The 22,119-nt window shown below is 63.6% G+C and carries 20 protein-coding genes; 8 read left to right on the top strand and 12 right to left on the bottom strand.

The window, feature by feature from the left end; genetic code table 11:
• Positions 1–35: 35 nt before the first annotated feature.
• A complete protein-coding gene (gene argH, locus NKK50_RS05555) occupies positions 36–1,436 on the bottom strand; it encodes an argininosuccinate lyase (RefSeq protein WP_352543169.1) in 1,401 nt (466 codons plus the stop codon).
• Between the two features lie 34 nt (positions 1,437–1,470).
• Here argH and tlpA point away from each other — a divergent pair, with 34 nt between their 5' ends.
• A complete protein-coding gene (gene tlpA / locus NKK50_RS05560) occupies positions 1,471–2,163 on the top strand; it encodes a thiol:disulfide interchange protein TlpA (protein WP_023734604.1) in 693 nt (230 codons plus the stop codon).
• Here the strand turns inward: tlpA and NKK50_RS05565 are convergent.
• Positions 2,160–4,607, bottom strand: coding sequence for a bifunctional diguanylate cyclase/phosphodiesterase (locus tag NKK50_RS05565; RefSeq protein ID WP_023737452.1), 2,448 nt, complete (start codon positions 4,605–4,607; stop codon positions 2,160–2,162). The genes tlpA and NKK50_RS05565 overlap by 4 nt on opposite strands.
• Positions 4,608–5,081: 474 nt before the next feature.
• Here NKK50_RS05565 and ugpB point away from each other — a divergent pair, with 474 nt between their 5' ends.
• The 4 genes from ugpB to NKK50_RS05585 all read left to right on the top strand — a co-directional run bounded on the left by ugpB (position 5,082) and on the right by NKK50_RS05585 (position 9,275).
• Positions 5,082–6,392, top strand: coding sequence for a sn-glycerol-3-phosphate ABC transporter substrate-binding protein UgpB (gene ugpB / locus NKK50_RS05570; protein WP_023743999.1), 1,311 nt, complete (start codon positions 5,082–5,084; stop codon positions 6,390–6,392).
• A gap of 71 nt (positions 6,393–6,463) precedes the next feature.
• Complete coding sequence (gene ugpA / locus NKK50_RS05575; RefSeq protein ID WP_023731064.1) at positions 6,464–7,348, top strand: sn-glycerol-3-phosphate ABC transporter permease UgpA; 885 nt, start codon at positions 6,464–6,466, stop codon at positions 7,346–7,348.
• A 9-nt stretch (positions 7,349–7,357) separates the two neighbouring features.
• Positions 7,358–8,206: a sn-glycerol-3-phosphate ABC transporter permease UgpE gene (ugpE, locus tag NKK50_RS05580; protein WP_023694018.1), complete on the top strand. Its 849-nt coding sequence runs from the start codon at positions 7,358–7,360 to the stop codon at positions 8,204–8,206.
• 7 nt (positions 8,207–8,213) lie between these two features.
• Positions 8,214–9,275 (top strand): sn-glycerol-3-phosphate import ATP-binding protein UgpC, encoded by a 1,062-nt coding sequence (locus tag NKK50_RS05585; protein WP_023744000.1) that lies wholly within the window; start codon positions 8,214–8,216, stop codon positions 9,273–9,275.
• 35 nt (positions 9,276–9,310) lie between these two features.
• Here NKK50_RS05585 and NKK50_RS05590 read toward each other — a convergent pair whose 3' ends face one another.
• The 3 genes from NKK50_RS05590 to NKK50_RS05600 form a co-directional block, all read right to left on the bottom strand.
• Positions 9,311–10,393, bottom strand: a complete 1,083-nt coding sequence (locus tag NKK50_RS05590; RefSeq protein WP_023744001.1) for an ABC transporter ATP-binding protein — start codon at positions 10,391–10,393, stop codon at positions 9,311–9,313.
• Positions 10,390–11,961 carry an ABC transporter permease gene (locus tag NKK50_RS05595; protein WP_023833376.1) on the bottom strand — a complete coding sequence of 524 codons (1,572 nt, stop codon included), beginning with the start codon at positions 11,959–11,961 and terminating at the stop codon, positions 10,390–10,392. The genes NKK50_RS05590 and NKK50_RS05595 overlap by 4 nt, the downstream gene beginning before the upstream one ends.
• 154 nt (positions 11,962–12,115) lie before the next feature.
• Positions 12,116–13,123: an iron ABC transporter substrate-binding protein gene (locus tag NKK50_RS05600; RefSeq protein WP_023833375.1), complete on the bottom strand. Its 1,008-nt coding sequence runs from the start codon at positions 13,121–13,123 to the stop codon at positions 12,116–12,118.
• Between the two features lie 204 nt (positions 13,124–13,327).
• Between NKK50_RS05600 and NKK50_RS05605 the strand changes: the two genes are divergently transcribed.
• The 3 genes from NKK50_RS05605 to NKK50_RS05615 all read left to right on the top strand — a co-directional run bounded on the left by NKK50_RS05605 (position 13,328) and on the right by NKK50_RS05615 (position 16,656).
• Positions 13,328–13,879 carry a sigma-70 family RNA polymerase sigma factor gene (locus NKK50_RS05605; RefSeq protein WP_023671665.1) on the top strand — a complete coding sequence of 184 codons (552 nt, stop codon included), beginning with the start codon at positions 13,328–13,330 and terminating at the stop codon, positions 13,877–13,879.
• Between the two features lies 1 nt (position 13,880).
• On the top strand, positions 13,881–14,519 hold the full coding sequence (locus tag NKK50_RS05610; protein ID WP_023671666.1) for an NrsF family protein: 639 nt from the start codon (positions 13,881–13,883) through the stop codon (positions 14,517–14,519).
• A gap of 202 nt (positions 14,520–14,721) precedes the next feature.
• Positions 14,722–16,656: a PAS domain S-box protein gene (locus tag NKK50_RS05615; protein WP_050588105.1), complete on the top strand. Its 1,935-nt coding sequence runs from the start codon at positions 14,722–14,724 to the stop codon at positions 16,654–16,656.
• Between the two features lie 27 nt (positions 16,657–16,683).
• On the opposite strand, the gene NKK50_RS05620 is transcribed toward NKK50_RS05615, so the two are convergent.
• From NKK50_RS05620 to NKK50_RS05650, 7 genes are all read right to left on the bottom strand, one after another.
• Positions 16,684–17,562, bottom strand: a complete 879-nt coding sequence (locus NKK50_RS05620) for a 3-hydroxybutyryl-CoA dehydrogenase (RefSeq protein WP_023671668.1) — start codon at positions 17,560–17,562, stop codon at positions 16,684–16,686.
• Positions 17,563–17,682: 120 nt separating this feature from the next.
• Positions 17,683–18,612 (bottom strand): electron transfer flavoprotein subunit alpha/FixB family protein, encoded by a 930-nt coding sequence (locus NKK50_RS05625; RefSeq protein ID WP_023737457.1) that lies wholly within the window; start codon positions 18,610–18,612, stop codon positions 17,683–17,685.
• A gap of 20 nt (positions 18,613–18,632) precedes the next feature.
• On the bottom strand, positions 18,633–19,382 hold the full coding sequence (locus NKK50_RS05630) for an electron transfer flavoprotein subunit beta/FixA family protein (RefSeq protein WP_023737458.1): 750 nt from the start codon (positions 19,380–19,382) through the stop codon (positions 18,633–18,635).
• A 216-nt stretch (positions 19,383–19,598) separates the two neighbouring features.
• Positions 19,599–20,399, bottom strand: coding sequence for a rhomboid family intramembrane serine protease (locus NKK50_RS05635; RefSeq protein WP_023737459.1), 801 nt, complete (start codon positions 20,397–20,399; stop codon positions 19,599–19,601).
• Positions 20,400–20,428: 29 nt separating this feature from the next.
• Complete coding sequence (locus NKK50_RS05640) at positions 20,429–21,010, bottom strand: cob(I)yrinic acid a,c-diamide adenosyltransferase (protein ID WP_023671672.1); 582 nt, start codon at positions 21,008–21,010, stop codon at positions 20,429–20,431.
• A gap of 19 nt (positions 21,011–21,029) precedes the next feature.
• A complete protein-coding gene (locus NKK50_RS05645; protein ID WP_023671673.1) occupies positions 21,030–21,221 on the bottom strand; it encodes a twin transmembrane helix small protein in 192 nt (63 codons plus the stop codon).
• A gap of 24 nt (positions 21,222–21,245) precedes the next feature.
• Positions 21,246–22,112: an SDR family oxidoreductase gene (locus tag NKK50_RS05650; protein WP_023671674.1), complete on the bottom strand. Its 867-nt coding sequence runs from the start codon at positions 22,110–22,112 to the stop codon at positions 21,246–21,248.
• Between the last annotated feature and the right edge of the window lie 7 nt (positions 22,113–22,119).

The following is a 22,119-nucleotide window of genomic DNA, read 5'->3' on the forward strand; positions in this document are numbered from 1 at the left end:
TTTTAACCGAGTTTTAGGCGCATTGCACCCCGGCATCATGCCTTGGCGATGCGCTTTTTCCAGCTGCGGATCTGCTTCCTGACTTCCGACGGCGCGGTGCCGCCGAAGCTGGTGCGGCTCTTGACCGAATTCTGCACGGCCAGAACCGAGAAGATGTCCTGGGTGATGCCGGGATTGATCGACTGCAGATCCTCCAGCGCCAGCTTTTCAAGGCTCGCCTTCTTCTCTTCGGCCAACGCCACCGCGCGGCCTGTGACATGGTGTGCCTCACGGAAGGGCAGGCCCAGCGTGCGCACCAGCCAGTCGGCGAGGTCGGTCGCGGTCGCGTGGCCCGAGCCGGCGGCTTTTTTCATGGCGGCGGCATTGACCGTCATGTCGCGCACCATGCCGGTCATCGCCGCCAGCATCAGATCGAGCGTCTCGGCGGCGTCGAAGACCGATTCCTTGTCTTCCTGCATGTCCTTGCCGTAGGTCAGCGGCATGCCCTTCATCACCGTCAAAAGGCCGACCAGATGGCCGGTGACGCGGCCGGTCTTGCCGCGCACCAGTTCGGCGGCGTCCGGGTTCTTCTTCTGCGGCATGATCGAGGAGCCGGTGGAGAAGGAATCCGACAGCCTGACAAAGCCGAATTGCGGCGTCGACCAGATGATGATTTCTTCGGCGAGCCGTGACAGATGCGTGGCGCAGATCGCGGCCAGGCTCAAGAACTCCAGCGCGAAATCGCGGTCGGAGACGCTGTCGAGCGAATTGCGCATCGGCTCGCGAAAGCCGAGCGCCTTCGCGGTCTTGTGGCGGTCGATCGGAAAACTGGTGCCGGCAAGCGCTGCCGCGCCGAGCGGGCTTTCATCCATCCGCTCGATGGCATCGTGGGTCCGCGACAGGTCGCGCGAAAACATCTCGACATAGGCCATGCAATGATGGCCGAAGGTCACCGGCTGCGCCGCCTGCATGTGGGTGAAGCCGGGCATCACGGTCGCCGCATGCTCCTCGGCGCGGTCGAGCAAGGCTGAGATCAGCCCCTTCAGCGCCTCGGCGACGCGAAAGCACTCGTCCTTGACCCAGAGCCGGAGATCCACCGCCACCTGGTCGTTGCGTGACCGCGCCGTGTGCAGGCGGCCGGCGGCCGGGCCGATCAGATCGGCAAGGCGGGCCTCGATGTTCATGTGAATGTCTTCCAGCCGGGTCGAGAACTCGAACGTGCCGGCCTCGATCTCTTTCAGGATCGTGTTCAGGCCTTGAGCGATTTTGTCTTGATCGGCCGCCGAAATAATGCCCGTTTCAGCCAACATTTCGCTGTGGGCGACCGAACCTCTTATGTCTTGCGCATAAAGTTTGCGGTCGAACGAGATCGACGCGTTGATCGCTTCCATGATCGCGGCCGGACCCGAGGCAAAACGTCCGCCCCACATCTGGTTGCTGGCCTTCTTGTCGCTCATCGCTATAACCCGTGCTCCGGAGCAGTCTTAGAAAATGGCAGACGGTAACAGATACTTCCCGGCCCCGCGCCTGATCCTCGCCGCTTTGCTGGCGGGCGTGCTGGCCGGCGCGGTCGCGGTATATGTCAGCGAGAGCGGGTCTGGCAACAACGCAGCCACCGGCAGCGCACCTGCGGCCGGCGCGGGCAACAGCAAGGACGACGTCGCCTGCGCCGCCAAGAGCGACCGCGCCAAAAAAGTTGCCGCCGCAGCCACCGGCCAGGTTGCGGCATTGCTGCCCGCCGATCCGCCGCAATCGCTGGAAAGTCTCGCCTTCAACGGTCCCGACGGCAAGCCGATGACGCTCGCCGATCATGCCGGCAAGACCGTGCTGCTCAATCTGTGGGCAACGTGGTGCGCGCCCTGCCGCGCCGAAATGCCGGCGCTCGACGCCTTGCAGAAGGAAAAGGGCAGCGATGCCTTCGAAGTGGTCGCGGTCAATGTCGATGCCGGCGACGATGTGAAGCCCAAGAAGTTCCTCGCCGATATCGGCATCGGGTCGCTCGGCTACTACCGCGATTCGACGCTGGCGCTGTTCAACGACGTCAAGACGCGTGGCTTGGCGCTAGGCCTCCCCGTCACCATGCTGATCGATGGCGAAGGCTGCCTGATCGCGCATATGAACGGACCGGCCGAATGGTCGGGACCGGATGCCAAGCGCCTGGTCGAGGCCGCACTCGCCCCTTAGGATGAGCGCAGGGCCGCCGCCGGCGGCAGCATCAAGATGCTGCCGCCGCGTTGTTTGACGCTGGCGTCCTCTTGTGCCGCCGGCGCCGCGACGCCGGTCAGTTCGCTGAACGCCTCGATCGGGCTCGGCCGGCCTAGATAGTAGCCCTGGCCGATCTCGCAGGCCTCGGCGTCGAGGAATTTCAGCTCGCCCAGCGTCTCGACGCCCTCGGCCAAAACCGGCAGGCCGAGACCGCGGCCAAGCCCCAGAACGGCGCGCACGATGGCTGCCACCTGGCCGTTGCTGTCGACTGATTTGATGAATGAGCCGTCGATCTTGATCTTGTCGAAGGGGAAGGCGCGGAGATTGGACAGCGAGGAGTAGCCGGTTCCGAAATCGTCCATCGCCACACGCACGCCAAGCGCCTTCACCTGGCGCAAGGTCGCCAGCGCGCGCGGCATGTCCTTGACCAGCGCCGTTTCGGTGATCTCGAGTTCGAGCCTGCCGGGCGTCAGGCCGGAGCCGAGCAGGACTTCATGCACCTTGCGGCTGAAATTCGGATTGTGGAGCTGCACCGCCGAGACATTGACCGCGACGGTGAGAGGGTTCTTCCAGCGCGCAGCCTCGGCGCAGGCCGTCGCCAGCACCCATTCGCCGATCTGGATGATGACGCCGCTGTCTTCGGCCACCGGGATGAAGGTCGCCGGCGACACGTCGCCGCGCTGCGGATGGCGCCAGCGGATCAGCGCTTCGAACCCGACCATCCGCCCGCTGCTGATCTCCTTTTGTGGCTGGTAGACGAGGCGAAACTCATCGCGCGCCATGGCCTGGCGCAGTTCGTGCTCCATCACGCGCCGGTCTCGCGCCTCGGCGCCCATCGAGGCCTCGAAGTAACGGTAGGTGTCCTTGCCCTCGGCCTTGGCGCGGTAGAGCGCGGTGTCGGCGTGGCTGACCAGGAGTGTCGGCTCATCGGCGTCGAGCGGATAAAGTGCAATGCCGATGCTGGCCGACACCAGCCCGCCACCGACCGACAGCCGGTTTTCCTCGCGCATGGCCGCCAGCACCGCCTCGGCGATGCGGCCGGCCGCCTGCGGATCGGGAAGGTTCGGAGCGATGATGGCGAACTCGTCGCCGCCGAGACGCGCCAGCATCTGTCCGTGGCGGAGCACGGCGGAGGCGCATAGCGCCACCTTCTGCAGCATGGCATCGCCGGCGCCGTGCCCGAACAGGTCGTTCACTTCCTTGAAGCGGTCGAGGTCTAGCAGCAGCAGCGCAAGATGCCCGCCCTTGCCGCCGCGGTCCATTGCGGCAATTTCGGCCTCGAGCCGGCCGGAGAAACTGCGGCGGTTGGGGAGCCCGGTCAGCGGGTCGAAATGGGCGAGGCGCAGTATCTCCTGCTCGGCCTTCCGGCGTTCGCGGATGTCGCGCACGGCGACCACGCTGTGCCGCTTGCCGCAATAGTCGATGCTCCTGGCGATAAGTTCGACGGGGATGGTGGCGCCGTCATGGGCTCTGAGCTCCGCTTCCTGTGCCTGTCCGCTGCAGTCGGACATGCCGGCCGCGGTGCGTTCGCCGAAGAGATCGCCAAGCAGCATCGCGTTCAGCACTTCCGGCGCCATGCCGGTTAGCGCGGCGATGCTGTCATTGGCGCTGACGATGCGGGCGCCGTCGCAGACGATCAGCCCCTCGACGGCGGCGTTGGCGAGGCCGTGCATGCGCTCTGCCTCGAGCTTGTGACGCCGGAAACGCAGGTCGATCCACAATGCTGCGGCTGAAAGCACCAGGATAGCCATGCTGACTGCAGCGGCGGCGAAGGCCTGCGACACCGGTTCAACCGTGAACTGCGATATCTGGATGGAGGAGTCCGGGAAGATCGACACCGCGCCCATGGCGATGAAGTGCAGGCTGCAGATCGCCAGCGTCAACAGGATGGCGGCGGCGATTGTGGCCTGCATGGACGGCCGTCGCAACACGACCAGCAGCGCCAGCGCGGCGAGGGTGACGCCTGTCAGCACCGAGACGCCGACCAGCAGCGGGTTCCAGACGATGCGCCCTTCGACCTCGAAGGCGGCCATGCCGATATAGTGCATGGCGGCGATACCAGCGCCGAGGACCGCGCCGCCGACCAGAGGGTAGTCGATGCCCCGGCGCAAGGTGGCGATCCACATGCCCGCGGCGGTCAGGGCGACGGAACCGGCGAGCGAAAGCGCCGACATTTCCGCATTGTAGGCGTTGGGGATTCCGGGAGAAAAGGCAAGCATTGCGATGAAATGCGTCGCCCAGATGCCGAAGCCGGTGGAAGTGGCTGCTATCATCAGCCAGGTATAGCGGTTGCGCTCGCTCGAGCGGTCGACATGGCGAAGCAGGTTGACCGCCGAGAAGGAAGAAATACCGCAAATGAGCGCTGCCAGTGCGACCAGTCTCAGATCGTGCTCATGCACGATACAATTATAGACCGTCAGCATCTCGCCCCACCTGCTCTCCCACAGCAATCAAGCCGTCCACTTGATTAGTATGTCGCGCTTGACGAAGAATCGGTTATGCGAACTACAACTACAGCGGGTTTTTCGGGTTGTACCTTGCGGCGATCCTGTCTCATTCCAGACAGGGTCACAGCAGCGCTTGGCGCGATGCCGCTCTACCGATCTCGATCTGGCCGAGCGCCGGTATGGCGGCCGCATGGTACAGGTGCGTGGCGCTGTCACGGGGGCCCTTCATGCATCGCCGGCGGTCGGCGATCGTCGCAGGCCCACCGCGCCCATGTATCGCTGAGCCGGCTTGGAATTTCTCTCTGTCCTCGTTGCAGAGCGAGGGGGCGCGAAGTTAGCCGGGTATGAAATTCACGAAACAGCAACAAATCCGTTGTCCGATTGTCATCAGCGACACATATTGCCTTTGCGGGAGTGCCCCTTTCGCCAATGACAAACGGGAGATGAAACATGAAGTTGTTCGGCTTTGCGGCCGGTGTTGCCGCCACCTTGACCCTGCTTTCCACCACCTCCGCCTTCGCCGCCACCCAGATCAGTTGGTGGCATGCCATGACCGGCGCGAATGCCGAGGTGGTCGACAAGATCGCCAAGGATTTCAATGCCAGCCAGAGCGACTATGAAATTCTCCCTGTTTTCAAGGGCACCTATCCCGAAACGCTGAATGCCGGCATCGCTGCCTATCGTGCGGGGCAAGCGCCCGACATCATCCAGGTGTTCGACGTGGGTACCGGCGTCATGATGGCAGCCGAAGGTGCGATCAAACCGGTGGCCGATGTGCTAACCAGCGCCGGCGTGACCTTTGACAAGAGCCAGTATTTGCCCGGCATCGTCGGTTACTATTCGAAGCCGGACGGGACCATGCTGTCCTTCCCCTATAATTCCTCGTCGCCCATCCTCTACTACAACAAGGATATTTTCCAGAAGGCCGGGCTTGATGTGAACAACCCGCCAAAGACCTGGAACGAGGTGTGGGAAGCCGCCAAGAAGATCAAGGCGAGCGGCGCCGCTTCCTGTGGCTATACCTCGACCTGGTTGACCTGGATCCACCTTGAGGCCTTCGCGGCCTGGAACGACGTTTCCTATGGCACCAACCAGAACGGACTTGCCGGAACCGACGTCGAGCTCAAGATCAATGCGCCGATCTTCGTCAATCATTTCCAGGCGCTCGCCGATCTGGCCAAGGACGGCACCTTCAAATATGGCGGCCGTACATCCGAAGCCAAGCAGATCTTTCTTGCCGGAGAATGCGGCATCTTCACCGAATCGTCGGGGGGGCTCGGTGACATCGTCAAGTCGGGCATGAACTACGGCATCGGCCAGCTTCCCTATGATAGTGACGCCAAGGGCGCGCCCCAGAACACCACGCCGGGCGGCGCCAGCCTGTGGGTGTTCGGCAACAAATCGGACGAGGAATACAAGGGCGTCGCGGCGTTCTTCTCCTATCTCTCCAAGACCGAAGTGCAGGAGTATCTGCACCAGAAGTCGGGTTATCTGCCGGTGACGCTCGCTGCCTATGAGGCGACCAAGAAGTCCGGCTTCTATGACAAGAACCCGGGCCGTGAGACGCCGATCCTGCAGATGCTGGGCAAGGCGCCGACCGAGAACTCGAAGGGCGTGCGCCTCGTCAACCTGCCGCAGGTGCGCGACATCGAGAATGAGGAGTTCGAGAAGATGCTGGCCGGCCAGCAGACTGCGCAGCAGGCGCTCGACAATGCGGTCGCACGCGGCAACAAGGCGATTCAGGAAGCGATCGGAAACTGAAGCGGTTTGTCAGTCGAACCTCGTCCACGCGGACCCGCGTGGACGACTTCCTGAACAGCGAGGGAACCACACTGTCTCCACGCGTCGTCTTTCCCAACAAGACCCTGCCTTACCTGCTGGTGGCGCCGCAACTCGCCATTACGCTGATCTTTTTCTACTGGCCGACGGGGCAGGCGCTCTACCAGTCGATGCTTAGGGAAGACCCGTTCGGGCTGAAGAGCAAGTTCGTCGGGCTCGCCAATTTTCGCAAGGTGCTGGCCGACCCGGCCTACCTCAACTCGATCAAAGTTACGCTGGTGTTCTCTCTGGCGACCGCGATCGTCGCCATGGGTGTGGCCCTGTTGCTTGCCGTCATGGCCGAGAAGGTGGTGCGAGGCAAAGGCCTCTATCGCACGCTGCTGATCTGGCCGTATGCGGTGGCGCCCGCGATTGCCGGCATGTTGTGGCTGTTTCTGTTCAATCCCTCGATCGGTTCGCTGGCCTACGCCTTGAGAGGTCTCGGCATCGCCTGGGATCCCTTGCTTAACGGAAACCAAGCCATGATCCTGCTGGTATCTGCGGCTGCCTGGAAGCAGATCAGCTACAATTTCCTGTTCTTCGTCGCCGGGCTGCAGGCAGTGCCGAAGACGTTGATAGAGGCGGCGGCCATGGACGGCGCCGGGGAGACGAAGCGCTTCTGGACCATCGTTTTCCCGCTGCTCGCGCCGACGACCTTCTTCCTGCTGGTCGTCAACACGGTCTATGCGCTGTTCGACACTTTCGGTATCGTCCATGCGGTCACCGGCGGCGGGCCGGGCAAGGCCACCGAGACGCTGGTCTACAAGGTCTACAATGACGGTTTCGTCAATTTGATCCTCGGCGATTCGGCCGCGCAGTCGGTCATCCTGATGGTCATCGTCATCTCACTCACGGCCATCCAGTTCCGCTATGTGGAACGCAAAGTCCACTACGGTTGAGCGCGAGCGATGATTGGTCAGTCCCCGCTTCGCGCCCTCATCGCCCACGCCGTGCTCATCCTGGGCATCCTGATCGTCGCTTTCCCGATCTACTACACCTTCGTTGCCTCCACGCAGACGCTGCAGACCATCCTCAAGCCGCCATTGCCTCTTTTGCCCGGCGACCAGGTCTGGAACAATTACAGCGAGGCGCTGTTCGGCGGTGTCGGCCGCATCGGCGGCGTCAGTGTCGGCCGATTGCTGCTCAACACCACGATCATGGCGCTCGGCATCGCGGTGGGGAAGATTTTCATCTCGATCCTTTCGGCCTATGCGATCGTGTTCTTCCGTTTTCCGCTTCGGATGGTCTTCTTCTGGCTGATCTTCATCACCCTGATGCTTCCCGTCGAGGTGCGCATCCTGCCGACCTACAAGGTGATGGTCGATCTCGGCATGATCGACACCTATGCCGGCCTGATCATTCCGCTGATCGCCTCGGCCACCGCCACGCTTCTGTTTCGCCAGTTCTTCATGACCATTCCAGGTGAGTTGGTGGAAGCGGCGCGTGTCGACGGCGCCGGGCCATGGCGCTTTTTTTTCGACATCCTGTTGCCGCTGTCGCGCACCAACATCGCAGCACTGTTCGTCATCCTCTTCATCTATGGCTGGACGCAGTACCTGTGGCCGCTGCTCGTCACCAACAGCAACGACATGAACACCATCGTCATCGCACTTAGAAAGATGGTTTCCTTCGCCGATGCCGATACCCAATGGCATCTGGTCATGGTCACCGCGATGCTGGCCATACTGCCGCCGATCCTGATCGTGGTGCTGATGCAACGCTGGTTCGTGCGCGGACTGGTCGATACCGAAAAGTGAGAAGCTGATGGCGACCGTCGATCTGAAGGATGTGAAGAAAGTCTATCCCGGCGGCGTCGAGGCGGTGAGGGGTGTCTCGATCGCCATTCCCGACAAGGAGCTTTGCGTTCTGGTTGGGCCGTCCGGCTGCGGCAAGTCCACGCTGCTGCGGATGATCGCCGGGCTTGAGACCATTTCTTCCGGCATCGTCGCCATCGACGGCAAGATCGTCAACACGATCGGTCCGACCGAGCGCGACATCGCCATGGTGTTCCAGAACTATGCGCTCTATCCGCATATGAAGGTCTACGACAACATGGCCTATGGATTGCGCAACCGGGGTACTCCCAAGGACGAGATCGACAGCAGGGTTCGCTCGACCGCCAAGGTGCTGGAACTCACGGCGCTGCTCGACCGGCGCCCACGCGAGCTTTCCGGCGGCCAGCGCCAGCGCGTGGCCATGGGTCGCGCAATCGTACGCAATCCGAAAGTCTTCCTGTTCGACGAACCGCTTTCCAACCTGGACGCCAAACTGCGCGGCCAGATGCGGGTCGAAATCAAGAATTTGCAGCGCTCGCTCGGTGTCACCTCGGTCTACGTCACCCATGACCAGCTTGAGGCGATGACGCTGGCCGATATTCTCGTCGTCATGAATGGCGGATTGGTCGAGCAGACGGGTGCGCCGCTCGACATCTACGAGAAGCCGGCGTCGACCTTCGTCGCCTCCTTCATCGGAGCGCCGCCGATGAACCTTCTGCCTCTTTCGCAAGGACCGGCTGGTCCGGCGCTGACCGACGGCAAGACGGTTGACTTCGCGCCTACGAACGCCGCCACGCTTGGCTTCCGCCCTGAGGATGCCGACGTCACCTTCAGTGCCGAGGCATCATCCGGCGCGCTTATTCTGCCTGCGGCGGTCGAGGCGGTCGAACCTGTGGGAGCCGAAAGCTTTCTTCACTGTGCCGCCGGCGGCAACCGCATCGTCGTGCGTGTGGCCGGCCGCGCCACGGCCAAACCCGGCGATCAACTGCGCGTCGTGGCCAGGGCCGAGAAGCTGCATTGGTTCGACAATGCTGGGAAACGAGTCGATTGACGCAGCCGCTCGCGCCAATCCGACGCATCGGCAGTTCAGGCGAAGACATGCGCCTTGCCGGAAACTGTCAGACGCACGATCTCGCCGACGGCAGGTGCGTCGATTCCCGGCTTGCGTAAGGTCAGCGGTGTGCTGCCGATCGCCGCGGCGTCCGGCGGATCGGGGTTGTTCAACAGCCGCACGGCAATGGTGCACATCGAGCCTGCGAATTCCGAGTCCGTCACCTCGGCGAATATCGTGCCCGCAGGACCCGACATGCCTTCGCGCGACGTGCGCTTTACCTGCACCTGCTCCGGTCGCAGCATGATGCGGGCGATGTCGCGCCGCTCCTTCGAGTCGACGGCTATGCGACCAAGCGAGGAGGTGGCGAAGCCGCCTGAAATCTTTGCCGGCAAGATGATGGCGTCGCCAAGAAACTCGGCAACCATGCGGTCTTTCGGCTGCAGATAGAGTTCTCGCGGTGTGCCGATCTGAGAGAACTTTCCGTCGCGCATGACCGCCACCTGGCTGGCGAAGGACAGCGCCTCGGCCTGGTCGTGGGTGACCAGGATGGTGGTGATGCCGGCGGCTTCGAGTAGTTCGGCCACCGCCTTGCGCATCGAGGCGCGCAGACCGGTGTCGAGCGCCGAGAACGGTTCGTCGAGAAGCATCAGCCTGGGCTTCATCGCCATGGCGCGGGCCAGCGCCACGCGCTGCTGCTGGCCGCCGGAGAGCTGGTGCGGGCGGCGCTTGAGGATCGCCTTGTCCAGCCCGACGGTATAGGCGAGCTCGGCGATGCGCTCGGCGCGCTGGTCCTCGCCGCGGGCCATGCCAAAGCCGATATTGTCGCCGATGCTGAGATGCGGGAACAGGGCGCCATCCTGCGCCACCAGGCCGATGCCGCGGCGGTGCGCCGGCACCGCATGGCCGCCATTGGCCAGCACTTCGCCGTCGAGCACGACGCGGCCCTGGTCGGGCGCCTCGAAGCCGGCGATCAGCCGCAGCAAGGTGGTCTTGCCGCAGCCGGACGGGCCGACGATGGCGGTGCGACTGCCGCTGGCGGCGCTGAGGTCGACCCCGGCAAGGGCTGCGACCGGGCCGTAGTGCTTGGTGAGGCCACTGATTTCGAGAAAGCTCATCGCCCGGCCATCCGTTTCGACTGGACATAGAGCAGCCAGGTCAGCGGCAGCGACATCGCCACCATGATGAAGGCGTAAGGGGCGGCGGAGGCATAGTCGATCTCGCCGCTATAGGACCAGAACGCCATGGCCAGCGTGCGCGTGCCGTTGGGCGCCAGCATCTGGGTGGCGGTCAGCTCGTTCATGATGCCGAGCGCGACCAGCGCCATGCCGGCCGCAGCCCCCGGCGCCGACAGGCGAATCGTTGTCGACCAAAGCGCCTTCAGCGGCGGCCGGCCAAGGCTGGCGGCGGCGCGTTCGAGCTCGACCGGCGCCTGTGCGATCGAGGCTCTGAGGCTGATCAAGGCGCGCGGCAGGAACATCAGGGCATAGGCGACCAGGATTGTGAACAGCGTCTGGTAGAGCGGCATGGCGATGCGCACGGTAATGGTGACCAAGGCCAGCGCGATGACCACGCCGGGCAGCGAACCGACAATGTAGTTGCAGCCTTCGAGCAGCCGCTGCAGCGGTCCCGGCGCGCGGATCGAGATCCAGGCCATCGGCATGGCGGCGATGGTCGCAAGCAAGGCGCCGGCCAGCGCCAGGAACAGCGTCTGGCCAAGCGCCAGGCCGATCTCGTCCAAACGCCAGACGTCGGCGCCGCCGGCGACCAGCCAGCGGCCGATGGTGACGAAGGGCACGCCGATGGCGAGAAGCGTGGCGATGGCAGGCAGAGCCAGGCAGGGCAGGGTGGCGCGACCGAGCCTGGTGCGCTGCTGGCGGCGCGCTGCACCCGAGCCTACGCGGGCATAGCGTTCCTCGCCGCGCACCAGCACCTCCAGCGCGAGCAGCACGAAGCAGCAAGTCACCAGGACGCCGGCCAGCATGTTGGCGGCGGGACCGTTGAAGGTCGACTGGAACTGGTCGACGATCGCCGTGGTGAAAGTGTCGAAGCGGATGAAGACGTAGAGGCCGTATTCGGCCAGCAGATGCAGGCCGACCAGCAGCGCGCCGCCGCAAATGGCCAGTCTCAGCTGCGGCAGCACGACACGCCAAAACACCCGCCATGGTCCAAGGCCGAGTGCTGCGGCTGCGTCCTCCAAAGCAGGATCGAGCCGGCGCAGAGCCGCCGCCAGCGGCAGATAGAGGAACGGGAAATAGGCGAGAACCGAGACCAGCACGCCGGCCCACAGGCCGTGCAAGGTCGGCACCATGGTGATCCAGGCGTAGGAATGCACGAAGGCGGGGATGGCGAGCGGCGCCACCGACAGCCAAGCCCACAGGCGGGCGCCGGGCAGGTCGCTGCGCTCGGTCAGCCATGCCAGCGTCACCGACAGCACGGTGGCGATCGGCACGGTGAGCGCCACCAGAAGCACGGTGTTGACCAGAAGTTCGCCGACGCGCGGCCGGAAGACCAGGGCCGAAGCAGTGTCCCAGCCGATCTGCACACCGATCCAGATGATGAACGCCAGCGGCAGCAGCGACAGCAGCGAGACAATTATGGCGGCAAGCGCGATCCAGGACATGGGCTTCCGGCGGGACCGCTTGGCTGCCTGGCCTGAACGTGCGAGATCGACGACAGACTGCATCACCTCACCCGCGCCACTGCCGCCGGGGCGGGGGCGCCGCAGGCGCGGCCGGAAACGCAATGTGTCGTCATGGACAATGCCATCTCGAAAACAGAGCGCTCCTGCGGAAAGTCCGGCAGGAGCGCAATCGTTGCCCTTTTAGGACGAACCCAGCCTAAAGCAAGCCGGCTGCCGTCATCAGTTCCGTCACCTTTTTGGAGTTCAGTGTCGCCGGATCGACCTTCGGCGCCTGCAGGTCGGCCAGCGGCACCAGCCTGGGATTGGACTGCGCGTCCTTGCCGATAGCGTATTCGAAGGACGTGCCGGTCTTCAGCACGTCCTGGCCGCCTTTCCCGGTCACCCATTTGAGGAACGCCTGGGCTTCCTTCGGGTGTTTGCTCGAGGCGAGCACGCCGCCGCCGGAGATCGAGACGAAAGCGCCGGGATCCTGGTTCTTGAAATAATGCAGTTCGACGTTCTTGCTGTTTTCGCCGGTCTTTGCCTGATCGCCGAAATAGTAATAGTGGTAGATGATTCCGCCTTCGATCTCGCCGGCATTGACCGCCTTCATCACCGTGCCGTTGCCCTTGTAGGCGGTGAAATTCTCCTTCATGGCCTTCAGCCAGTCGGCGGTTGCGGCTTCGCCCTTGAGCTCGAGCAACGCGCTGACGATGGCCTGAAAATCGGCGCCGGAAGGCGAGGCTGCCCAGCGGCCTTTCCAGGCGGGATCGGCGAGATCGAGCATCGATTTGGGCAGCTTTTCGGCCGTGAGCTTGGTCTTGTTGTAAGCAAAGACGGTGCTGCGCGCCGCGACACCCACCCATTTGCCGCTGCTCGGCTGGAATTCGGCCGGGACTTGCGCCAGCGTGTCGGCGTCGACCGGCGCGAAAAGGCCCGCCGCTTCGACCAGGGTCATCGCCGGCGAGTTTTCGGTCAGGAACACGTCGGCCGGCGAAGAAGCGCCCTCGGCGACGATCTGGTTGGAGAAATCGCTGTCGCCGCCATTGCGCAGCGTGACCTTGATGCCGGTTTCCTTGGTGAAACCTTCGACCCATTCCTTGGCCAGGCTCTCATGCTGGGCGTTGTAGACGATGATGCCGGCATCCGCGGCCATTGCCGGCCCGGCGATCATGCTCACGGCCAGCGCTGTGGCCCCCGCTAGGGTGGAGAGCGTGTATCTCATGGCGTCATCCTTAATCTCGGTGGTTCTGGTTTCGCAGGCTGCACCTATCGATACCTGACAGCAGTAGTCAACATTGCTCGGCTGCTTCAATCGGTCGCCGCTCCCGCAAACTTTCGTGATTTTGCGGCACTTTGGCTTGGACATCATTTCGCCGGACACGTAACAAATCGGTGCCGAGGCGCGAAGATCGGGGAGTGAACTCTTGTGAGCGGCAAGGATGAGGCCGAGCTTTCCCGGCTGATGCGGGCCGCGATCGCGGGAGATGAAAGGGCCTACGCCGACTTTTTGCACCGGATCGCCGCGCTGGTTCGCGGCTTTGCGAGGCGCAAGATCGTACAGGGCGGGGTCGATCCCGAGGATGTCGTGCAGGAAACCTTGCTGGCCATTCATGTGAAACGGCATACCTGGCGCCAGGACGCGCCGGTGTTGCCATGGATCTATGCGATAGCCCGCTTCAAGCTGATCGATGCTTTCCGGCGGCGCGGACGGCGCATCGAAATCGAGATCGACGAGATCGCCGAGACCTTTGCCGAGCCGGAAACCGAGACCGTCAGCGAACGCGACATCAACCGGGCGCTGGACGGACTGCCGGCTGCGCAGCGTTCCGTCGTTTCTTCGATCTCGGTCGACGGCCGCTCCATCGGCGAGACGGCGGCCAGGCTCGGCGTCAGCGAGACGGCGGTGCGGGTGTCGCTGCATCGCGGGCTTGCCGCGATCGCCAAGCGATTTGGGCAGGGGCGCTTCGGGCGGCAGTGACATGAGGACGGAGGATCTCATCAAGGCACTCGACGCCGACACAAGCAGCAAGGCGATGCCGCTGCGCTCGGCCTGGTTGATGGCGGCGGCAGCCGCGGCGGTGATCGCGGCTCTGGTCTTCTTTCTCACCATCGGCCCGCGTCCCGACATCATGACCGCCATGCACACGATGCGGTTCCTGGCGAAGTTCGTGTTCACCATCGTGCTCGCCGTCACCGCCTTTGGCCTGGTCCGGGCGTTGTCGACGCCGGGAGCTTCGACGGCAAGAGCCGCGGCCTGGATGCTGGCGGCGCCGCTGCTGGTGGCCGTGGCGGTGGCTCTCGAACTGTTCATGGTGCCGGAGCCGATGTGGAGCACGCGCATGGTCGGCTCCAACATGATGATCTGCATGGGCTTCATCCCGCTGATCGGAATCGGCCCGCTTGCCGTCTTCCTGTGGATGCTGCGCTATGGAGCGCCGACGCGGCCGGTGTTGGCCGGGGCGGTCGCGGGACTGCTCGCCGGCGGCCTGGCGGCGACCTTCTACGCCGCGCACTGCTTCGACGATTCTCCGCTTTTCGTCGCCACCTGGTACACGCTCGCCATCGCCGTCCTCGCCGGTCTGGGCGCGCTCGGGGGACGGTTCTTCGTGCGCTGGTGACCGGGCCGTCCAAGATCGCCCAATAATCACCGATCCTTAATCATGCCGGGAATTGTTTGCGGGTTCACCGTGTTGCCGGTGGCTCCGGCGCAACCTTTCCTTAAAATCGATCATCCAGTGTTTTTTGCAGAAATGTGTTGCGCATGGGGTGGCATGCACAGTGATGCGACGAGAGCGAAAAAGCCTGCGGGCTGACAGTCACGTGGCTTTGGTGCTTGCGGCCGGAGGGCTTTGCGCTGCCGTGGTCGCGCTCCTGCTGTCGCGGCTCGATGTCAGCGCCGAAGTGCTGAAACTCTGCCTGCAGATATCGGTGCCGGTCGCCGCCGTTGCGCTGATTCTCGCCGCCCTGTTCATTTACCGGATACTGGACGACCGCCGGCAGATCGCCGAAAGCGAGCAGCGTTTCCGCCGCGCCATGGAGGATTCGGCGATCGGCATCGCCATTGTCGGCCTCGACGGCCGCATCCATGAAACCAACCCGGCCTTCGCCGCCATGCTCGGCTATAGCAAGCAGGAGATCGAGGCGCTGACCTTCTTCCAGATCACCCATCCCGACGATGTGCAGATCGGCCGTGAGACGATGGAAGGCATGCGGGCGGGCACCGTCAACGCCTTCCACTTCGAAAAGCGCTACCTCAGGAAGGACGGCACGCCGGTATGGGCCCATCTTGCCGGTTCCGTCATTCGCGACGAGAAGAGCGGGAGCCCGCTCTACCTGGTCTCCCAGATCGAGGATATCGATGCGCGCAAGCAATCCGAGGCGCGCATAGCCGAAGCCGAAACGCGCTGGAATTTTGCCTTGGCCAGCGCCGGACAAGGCGTCTGGGATCTTGATATGCGGAAGGGCGGCACCACCTACTCCGCCACCTGGGTGAAGATGCTGGGCTATGCCGATGGCGAACTGGACGGCGACCCCGACCGCTGGCTGGCGATGATCCACCCCGACGATCGCGAAAACGTCGCCGAAGCCGATCGTGCCCATCTGGAGGGCAGGACACCGTTCTTCGAAGCCGAGTTCCGGATGCGCCACAAGGATGGCCACTGGGTCTGGATCCTCGACCGCGGCAAGACGCTCGAACGCGACAAGGACGGACGGCTGGTCAGGGCCATCGGCAGCCTGACCGACATCACCCAGCGCAAGCAAACCGAGGAAAGCCTCATCGTATCGGCGGCAATGCTGGCCGACGAGAAGGAGCGGCTGAGGGTGACGCTGCAGTCGATCGGCGACGCCGTCATCTGCACCGATGCCGCCAACCGCATCACCTTCATGAACCCGGTCGCCGAAAAGCTCACCGGCGTTGTTGGCGCGGAGGCGCTCGGCAAGACGCTTGGCCATGTCTACTGGGCGGTGGACGAAGAAACCGGGCAAAGGATCGGCATGACGCGGCCGGCGCTCGGCAGCGCCAGCCCTGCCGACCAAAACAGTCGCGCCGTCCTCATCCGTCGCGACGACACGCGCTGCAGCATCCGCCAGGTGGTGTCGCCGATCATGAACGACCGCCAGGAGTTCTGCGGCCTGGTCATCGTCTTCCAGGACTTCACAGATGCGCGCGCCTTGCAGCGCCAACTCGCCTATGCCGCCGCGCATGATGCGCTGACCGGCCTTGCCAACCGTTCGAGCTTTATCCGCACCATGGAGGAACTGGTCGACCGGAGCCGCAAGGCCGGCACGGCCAGGCCGGCGGGCGAGCATCATTTCATGTTCATCGATCTAGACCATTTCAAGCTGGTCAACGACACTGGCGGGCACGCCGCCGGCGACGCCTTGCTGAAGCGGGTTGCCGAGGCCATTCGCGGTGCGCTTGGGCCGGAGGATATCGTGGCCCGCCTCGGCGGTGACGAATTCGCGGTCATCCTGAAAGCCGGGTCGAGCGCCGGCGCCAGGATTGCCGCACGCTCGGTCATCGACGCCATCCGCGGCCTGCAGTTCAGCTGGGACGGCCGGCCGCATGCGATCGATGCCAGCATCGGGCTGGCGCCGATCCACAGCAACAGCGGTGAAGTCGACGAGATCATCGCCCGGGCCGATGCTGCCTGCTATGCGGCCAAGGCCGCCGGCCGCGGCTGTGTTTCCGTGGCGCCTGACGATACCGGGTCAAGAGGCCAAGCAGAGCCGCCGCTTGCAGCGGCGTCCTGAGGTAGCACGGAACTTTCGGTCTGGTGGTTAGCGCGTCGGAACCGGATGCTCGCCGCGATAATCGTAGAAGCCGCGCCCGGTCTTGCGGCCGAGCCAGCCGGCCTCGACATATTTCACCAGCAGCGGGCAGGGGCGATATTTCGAATCCGACAGGCCGTCATGCAGCACCTGCATGATCGACAGGCAGGTGTCGAGGCCGATGAAATCGGCGAGCTGCAGCGGTCCCATCGGATGGTTGGCGCCGAGCCGCATGGCGGTGTCGATGGCATCGACCGAGCCGACCCCCTCATAGAGCGTGTAGATCGCCTCGTTGATCATCGGCAATAGAATGCGGTTGACGATGAAGGCCGGAAAATCTTCAGAGACGGTGATCGTCTTGTCGAGCTGTTTCACATAGGCCTTGGCCGCCTCGAAGGTCTGATCCTCGGTAGCGATGCCGCGCACCAGTTCGACCAGCTTCATCAGCGGCACGGGGTTCATGAAATGTATGCCGATGAAACGCTCGGGACGGTCGGTCTGCGCCGCAAGCCGGGTGATCGAAATCGACGAGGTGTTGGTCGCCAGAATGGCTTCCGGGTTGAGCTGGGGACAGAGCTGCGCGTAAATCTTGCGCTTGACCGTCTCGTCCTCGGTCGCCGCCTCGATAACCAGATCGGCACCGGCGAGATCAGCCATGGTGGGGGCTGCGGAAATGCGCGCCATCGCTTCGTTACGCAGCTTTTCCTCAAGCTTGCCGGAGCCGACCTGACGGGCCATGTTGCCGCTGACCGTGGCAATGCCCTTCTCGATACGGTCGGGCGAGACGTCGTAGATCAGCACCTTGAAACCCGAAAGTGCTGATACATGCGCGATGCCGCCGCCCATCTGGCCGGCGCCGATGATGCCGATCGTCTCGATCTTGGCCATTTGCAGCGATCCCGTCGAAAAGGCCTTTGCGGCCTGCTTTTTGTGCAGTGCAAACTAAAAGGGTGGGGTAGCTTCGTCTACCCCACCCTTTCACAATTTAATACGCTTTGGCAGAGAGCGTCAAAGCGCCTTTTGCAGTTCCGGCAGGATGACGAACAGGTCGCCGACGAGGCCATAATCGGCAACCTGGAAGATCGGCGCCTCCTCGTCCTTGTTGATGGCGACGATGACCTTCGAATCCTTCATGCCGGCAAGGTGCTGGATGGCGCCGGAAATGCCGACGGCAATATAGAGGTCCGGCGCCACGACCTTGCCGGTTTGGCCGACCTGCCAGTCATTCGGGGCGTAGCCGGCGTCGACGGCAGCGCGCGAGGCGCCGACGGCTGCACCGAGCTTGTCGGCGACCGGCAGAATGACTTCCTGGAACTTTTCCGAGGAGCCGAGCGCGCGGCCGCCCGAAATGATGATCTTGGCCGAGGTCAGTTCCGGACGGTCGGTTTCCGACAGCCTGTTCTCGACGAAGGTGGACAGGCCCGGATTGGACGCGGCCTTGACCGTCTCGACAGCTGCCGAGCCGCCCTCGGGGGCAGCCTGGAAGGAGGCGGTGCGCACGGTGATGACCTTCTTGGCGTCGCTCGACTGCACCGTCTGGATGGCGTTGCCGGCATAGATCGGCCGTTTGAACGTGTCTGGTGAAACCACTTCGATGATCTCGGAGACTTGCGCGACATCGAGCAGGGCCGCCACGCGCGGCGCGACATTCTTGCCCGACGAGGTCGCCGGCGCGATTATGGTGTCGTAGGCGCCGGCCAGCGAGACAACGAGTGCGGCGAGCGGTTCGGCGAGGCGCTCGGCCAGTTCGTCGGCCTCGGCCAGCAGCACCTTGCTCACGCCCTCGAGCTTGGCGGCGGCGTCGGCCGCGCCCTTGGCGCCTTTGCCGGCGACCAGCACATGCACGTCCGAACCGATCTGCAGCGCCGCCGAGAGCGCCTTGGCGGTCTGGTCGGAAAGAGTTGCGTTGTCGTGTTCTGCGATGAGGAGAATGGTCATTTTATCTGTTCCTTCCAGTCTCAGAGCACGCCGGCTTCGTTCTTCAGCTTGTCGACCAGTTCGGCGACGCTCTTGACCTTCACGCCCGCCTTGCGGCCGCTGGGCTCCTCGGTCTTGAGCACCTTCAGGCGCGGCTTGACGTCGGCGCCGTAATCGGCCGGGCTCTTTTCGTCGAGCGGCTTCTTCTTGGCCTTCATGATGTTGGGCAGCGAGGCATAGCGCGGCTGGTTGAGACGAAGGTCGGCGGTGATGATCGCCGGCATTTTCAGCTCTACCGTCTGCAGGCCGCCGTCGACTTCGCGCGTCACCTTGGCCTTGTCGCCGTCGATCACGACCTTGGAGGCGAAAGTGCCCTGTGCCCAGCCGAGCAGGGCGGCCAGCATCTGGCCGGTCTGGTTCGAGTCATCATCGATCGCCTGCTTGCCCAGGATCACGAGACCGGGCTGCTCGGCGTCGACGACGCCCTTCAGCACCTTGGCGACGCCGAGCGGCTCGGTCTGTTCGTCTGTCTTGACCAGGATGGCGCGGTCGGCGCCCATGGCGAGCGCGGTGCGGAGCGTTTCCTGCGCCTGCTGCGGGCCGATCGACACGACGATGATCTCTTCGGCCTTGCCGGCTTCCTTCAGCCGGAGCGCCTCTTCCACCGCGATCTCGTCGAACGGGTTCATCGCCATCTTGACGTTGGCGAGTTCAACCGCCGAACCATCAGCCTTGACGCGAACCTTGACGTTCGCATCCACAACCCGCTTCACGGGCACAAGGATCTTCATTTGCCTGTCACCTCTCCTGAGATATCCGGGCGCGCTATAGCAGCGTGCGCCTCCGCAGAGTTGTCGAAAGCCGACATTCCTGACTGAATTGCGGCCAAACGGAATTCTGGCCGGACGGAATTCTTGTCTTCTGCCGCCTAGCGGTGGCGCTCTCCGTAGTTGTGGAGACGCAACACGTCAATATGCCACGGCAGCGGCCAAACCGCTCAAATCGGTTCAGTTGTGACCGGAAGCGCCACCTCGGCCCCAACGCGTCTCAGGTTGCACGGGAGCGGGACCGGCTGGCGCCGGCCCAGTAGAAGCGGCTGGCTGATCGGCGGGTTCCGGCTCGCCGTCGTCACCGGCGAGCAGCGGCACGCCGCGGCTGCGCATGATGAGCACCAGCACGCCACCGGCAATGATGCCGCCAATATGGCAGGCCCAGGATATCTGGTTTTCGCCGCCGGCGGCAAACATCACCACTTGGAAGCCGATCCACAGGATCAGCGGGATGAAGGCCGGGATACGCAGCGGAATGCGGGCAAAGACCAGCACCCACACTTTCACCCGGGGGTAGAGGACCAGATAGGCGGCGACGACGCCGGCAATGGCGCCGGAGGCGCCGATCAGCGGCACCTCCGAACTCCAGGCGACGAGCCCTTGGAAGAAGGCGCCGGCGATGGCGCAAAGCAGGTAGAAGATAAGGTAGCGGATGTGGCCGAGTGCGTCCTCGACATTATCGCCGAACACCCACAGGAACAGCATGTTGCCGCCGAGATGAAAGATATCGGCATGCAGGAAGGCATAGGTGAGGTAACTCAGGCTCTCCGGAATGACGACGAATTGGGGCGAGAGTTCTGCCGTGTCGTGGACAACCGAAGGGATGAAGCCGAGGCCGAGCACGGCGGCGTTGTTGAAATTTTCGCCGCCGATCGTGGTGATGAGAAAGACCAACACGTTGGCCGCGATCAGGCCGATCGTCACATATTGCAGCCGGATGTGGCGCAACCTGTTGGAGTCGTAAAGCGGGATGAACATGCCCCAAGCCCTTTCCCGCCTTCGAAAATTCAGCGGTTCTTGCCGGGCACCCATAACACGTCGGCATTTCCGTTGTCATTGACCGCACGAGCGGCGACGAACAGAAAGTCCGAGACGCGGTTTATGTATTTCAGCCCCTCGCGATTGACATGTTCGGCCGGGTCCTGCGCCAGTGCCACCATGATCCGCTCGGCCCGTCGCGCCACGGTGCGGGCAAGATGAAGTGCTGCCGCCGCCGGCGTGCCGCCATTGAGCACGAAGGATTTGAGCGGCTGCAGATCCTTGTTGAGAAGGTCGATATCCTTTTCGACGCGGTCGGTCTGCGAGGCGATGATGCGCAGCGGTTCGTAGCCAAGCGGCTTGCCGTCGTCGGGCACGGCGAGATCGGCGCCGAGGTCGAACAAATCGTTCTGGATGCGGGACAGCATGGCGTCGATGGCGGGATAACTTGCCGCTGTGTGCAGGCGGGCGATGCCGATGCAGGCATTGGCTTCATCGACGGTGCCGTAGGCATCGACGCGCAGGTCGGATTTCAGCCTGCGTTCACCGGTGCCGAGGCCAGTGGTGCCGTCATCGCCGGTGCGGGTGTAGATCTTGTTGAGCTTGACCACGTCGCCTCCCGAACGGCCGTCACTTGCGGGTGAAGTACACCACCAGCAGGATCAGTGCCAACGCCAGCGCCTGCAACAGCACGCGCGCCTGCATCAGCTTGTTCGAGCTCACACCGGAGCCGCCGCGCATCATGTTGATGAGGCCGCGGACAAGCACGATCACCACGGCGACCATGACGAGGACGAGGAGGACTTTGATGACGGTTGCCATGATCTGTTCCCAGTTCTGTTGCGGTCAGGCGCGTCTGGCCAGAACGCGGTAGAGCATCGATGCCGGCAGGATGCGCTTGAGCATCACGCCGATCCTGGCCGGCACTGTTACCACATAGTGCGGGCGCGGGCGCCGCGACAGAAGTGCATGGCGCAAGGCCGCATAGACCACCTCCGGCCCCTTTTTCAGCCGTGATGAGCTGCCGCCGGCCCGAAGCCGCGCCAGCTGCGTGGCATAGGCGAGGTGGTGGACGGAATTCTCGTGGTCGATGTTTTTCAGGAACCAGAACAGCCCGTTGCTGGCGATTTTCGAGGTCACCGGCCCCGGTTCGATCAGCGAGACATGGATGCCGCTGCCCCTGAGTTCCTGCTGCATGCACAGCATCAGGCCTTCGAGCGCGTGCTTGGAGGCTGAGTAGGCGCCGCGAAAAGGCACCGGCGCTAGCCCAAGGATCGAGGAACAATGAACGAGGCGGCCATGTCCCTGGCGACGCATTACCGGTACGATGCGTCGGGTGAGGTCGTGCCAGCCGAAGAAATTGGCCTCGAACTGCTCGCGCAATGCCGCAACCGGCAGGTCTTCCACGGCGCCGGGCTGTGCATGGGCGCCGTTGTTGAACAGGGCGTCGAGGCGTCCGCCTGTCCGCTCCAGCACCGAGCCCACAAGGGCTTCGATAGAGTCCGGCTCACGGTAATCGAGGTAAAACGCCTCGATGCCGTCTGCTTCGAGTGAGGCTATGTCTTCAGGCTTGCGCGCCGTTGCAAGCACCCGCCAGCCATCCGCCTTCAGCGCACGGGCGCAGTGGGCGCCTATCCCGGACGAGGCGCCGGTGACGATGATGGTGCGCAACTCTTTGGCAGGCGGCGTCGTGGTTTGAGCAAGGGTTGCCATTTGCCAC

Origin of the sequence: Mesorhizobium sp. M0001 (assembly GCF_040324255.1) — a bacterium.
Lineage (GTDB): Bacteria > Pseudomonadota > Alphaproteobacteria > Rhizobiales > Rhizobiaceae > Mesorhizobium.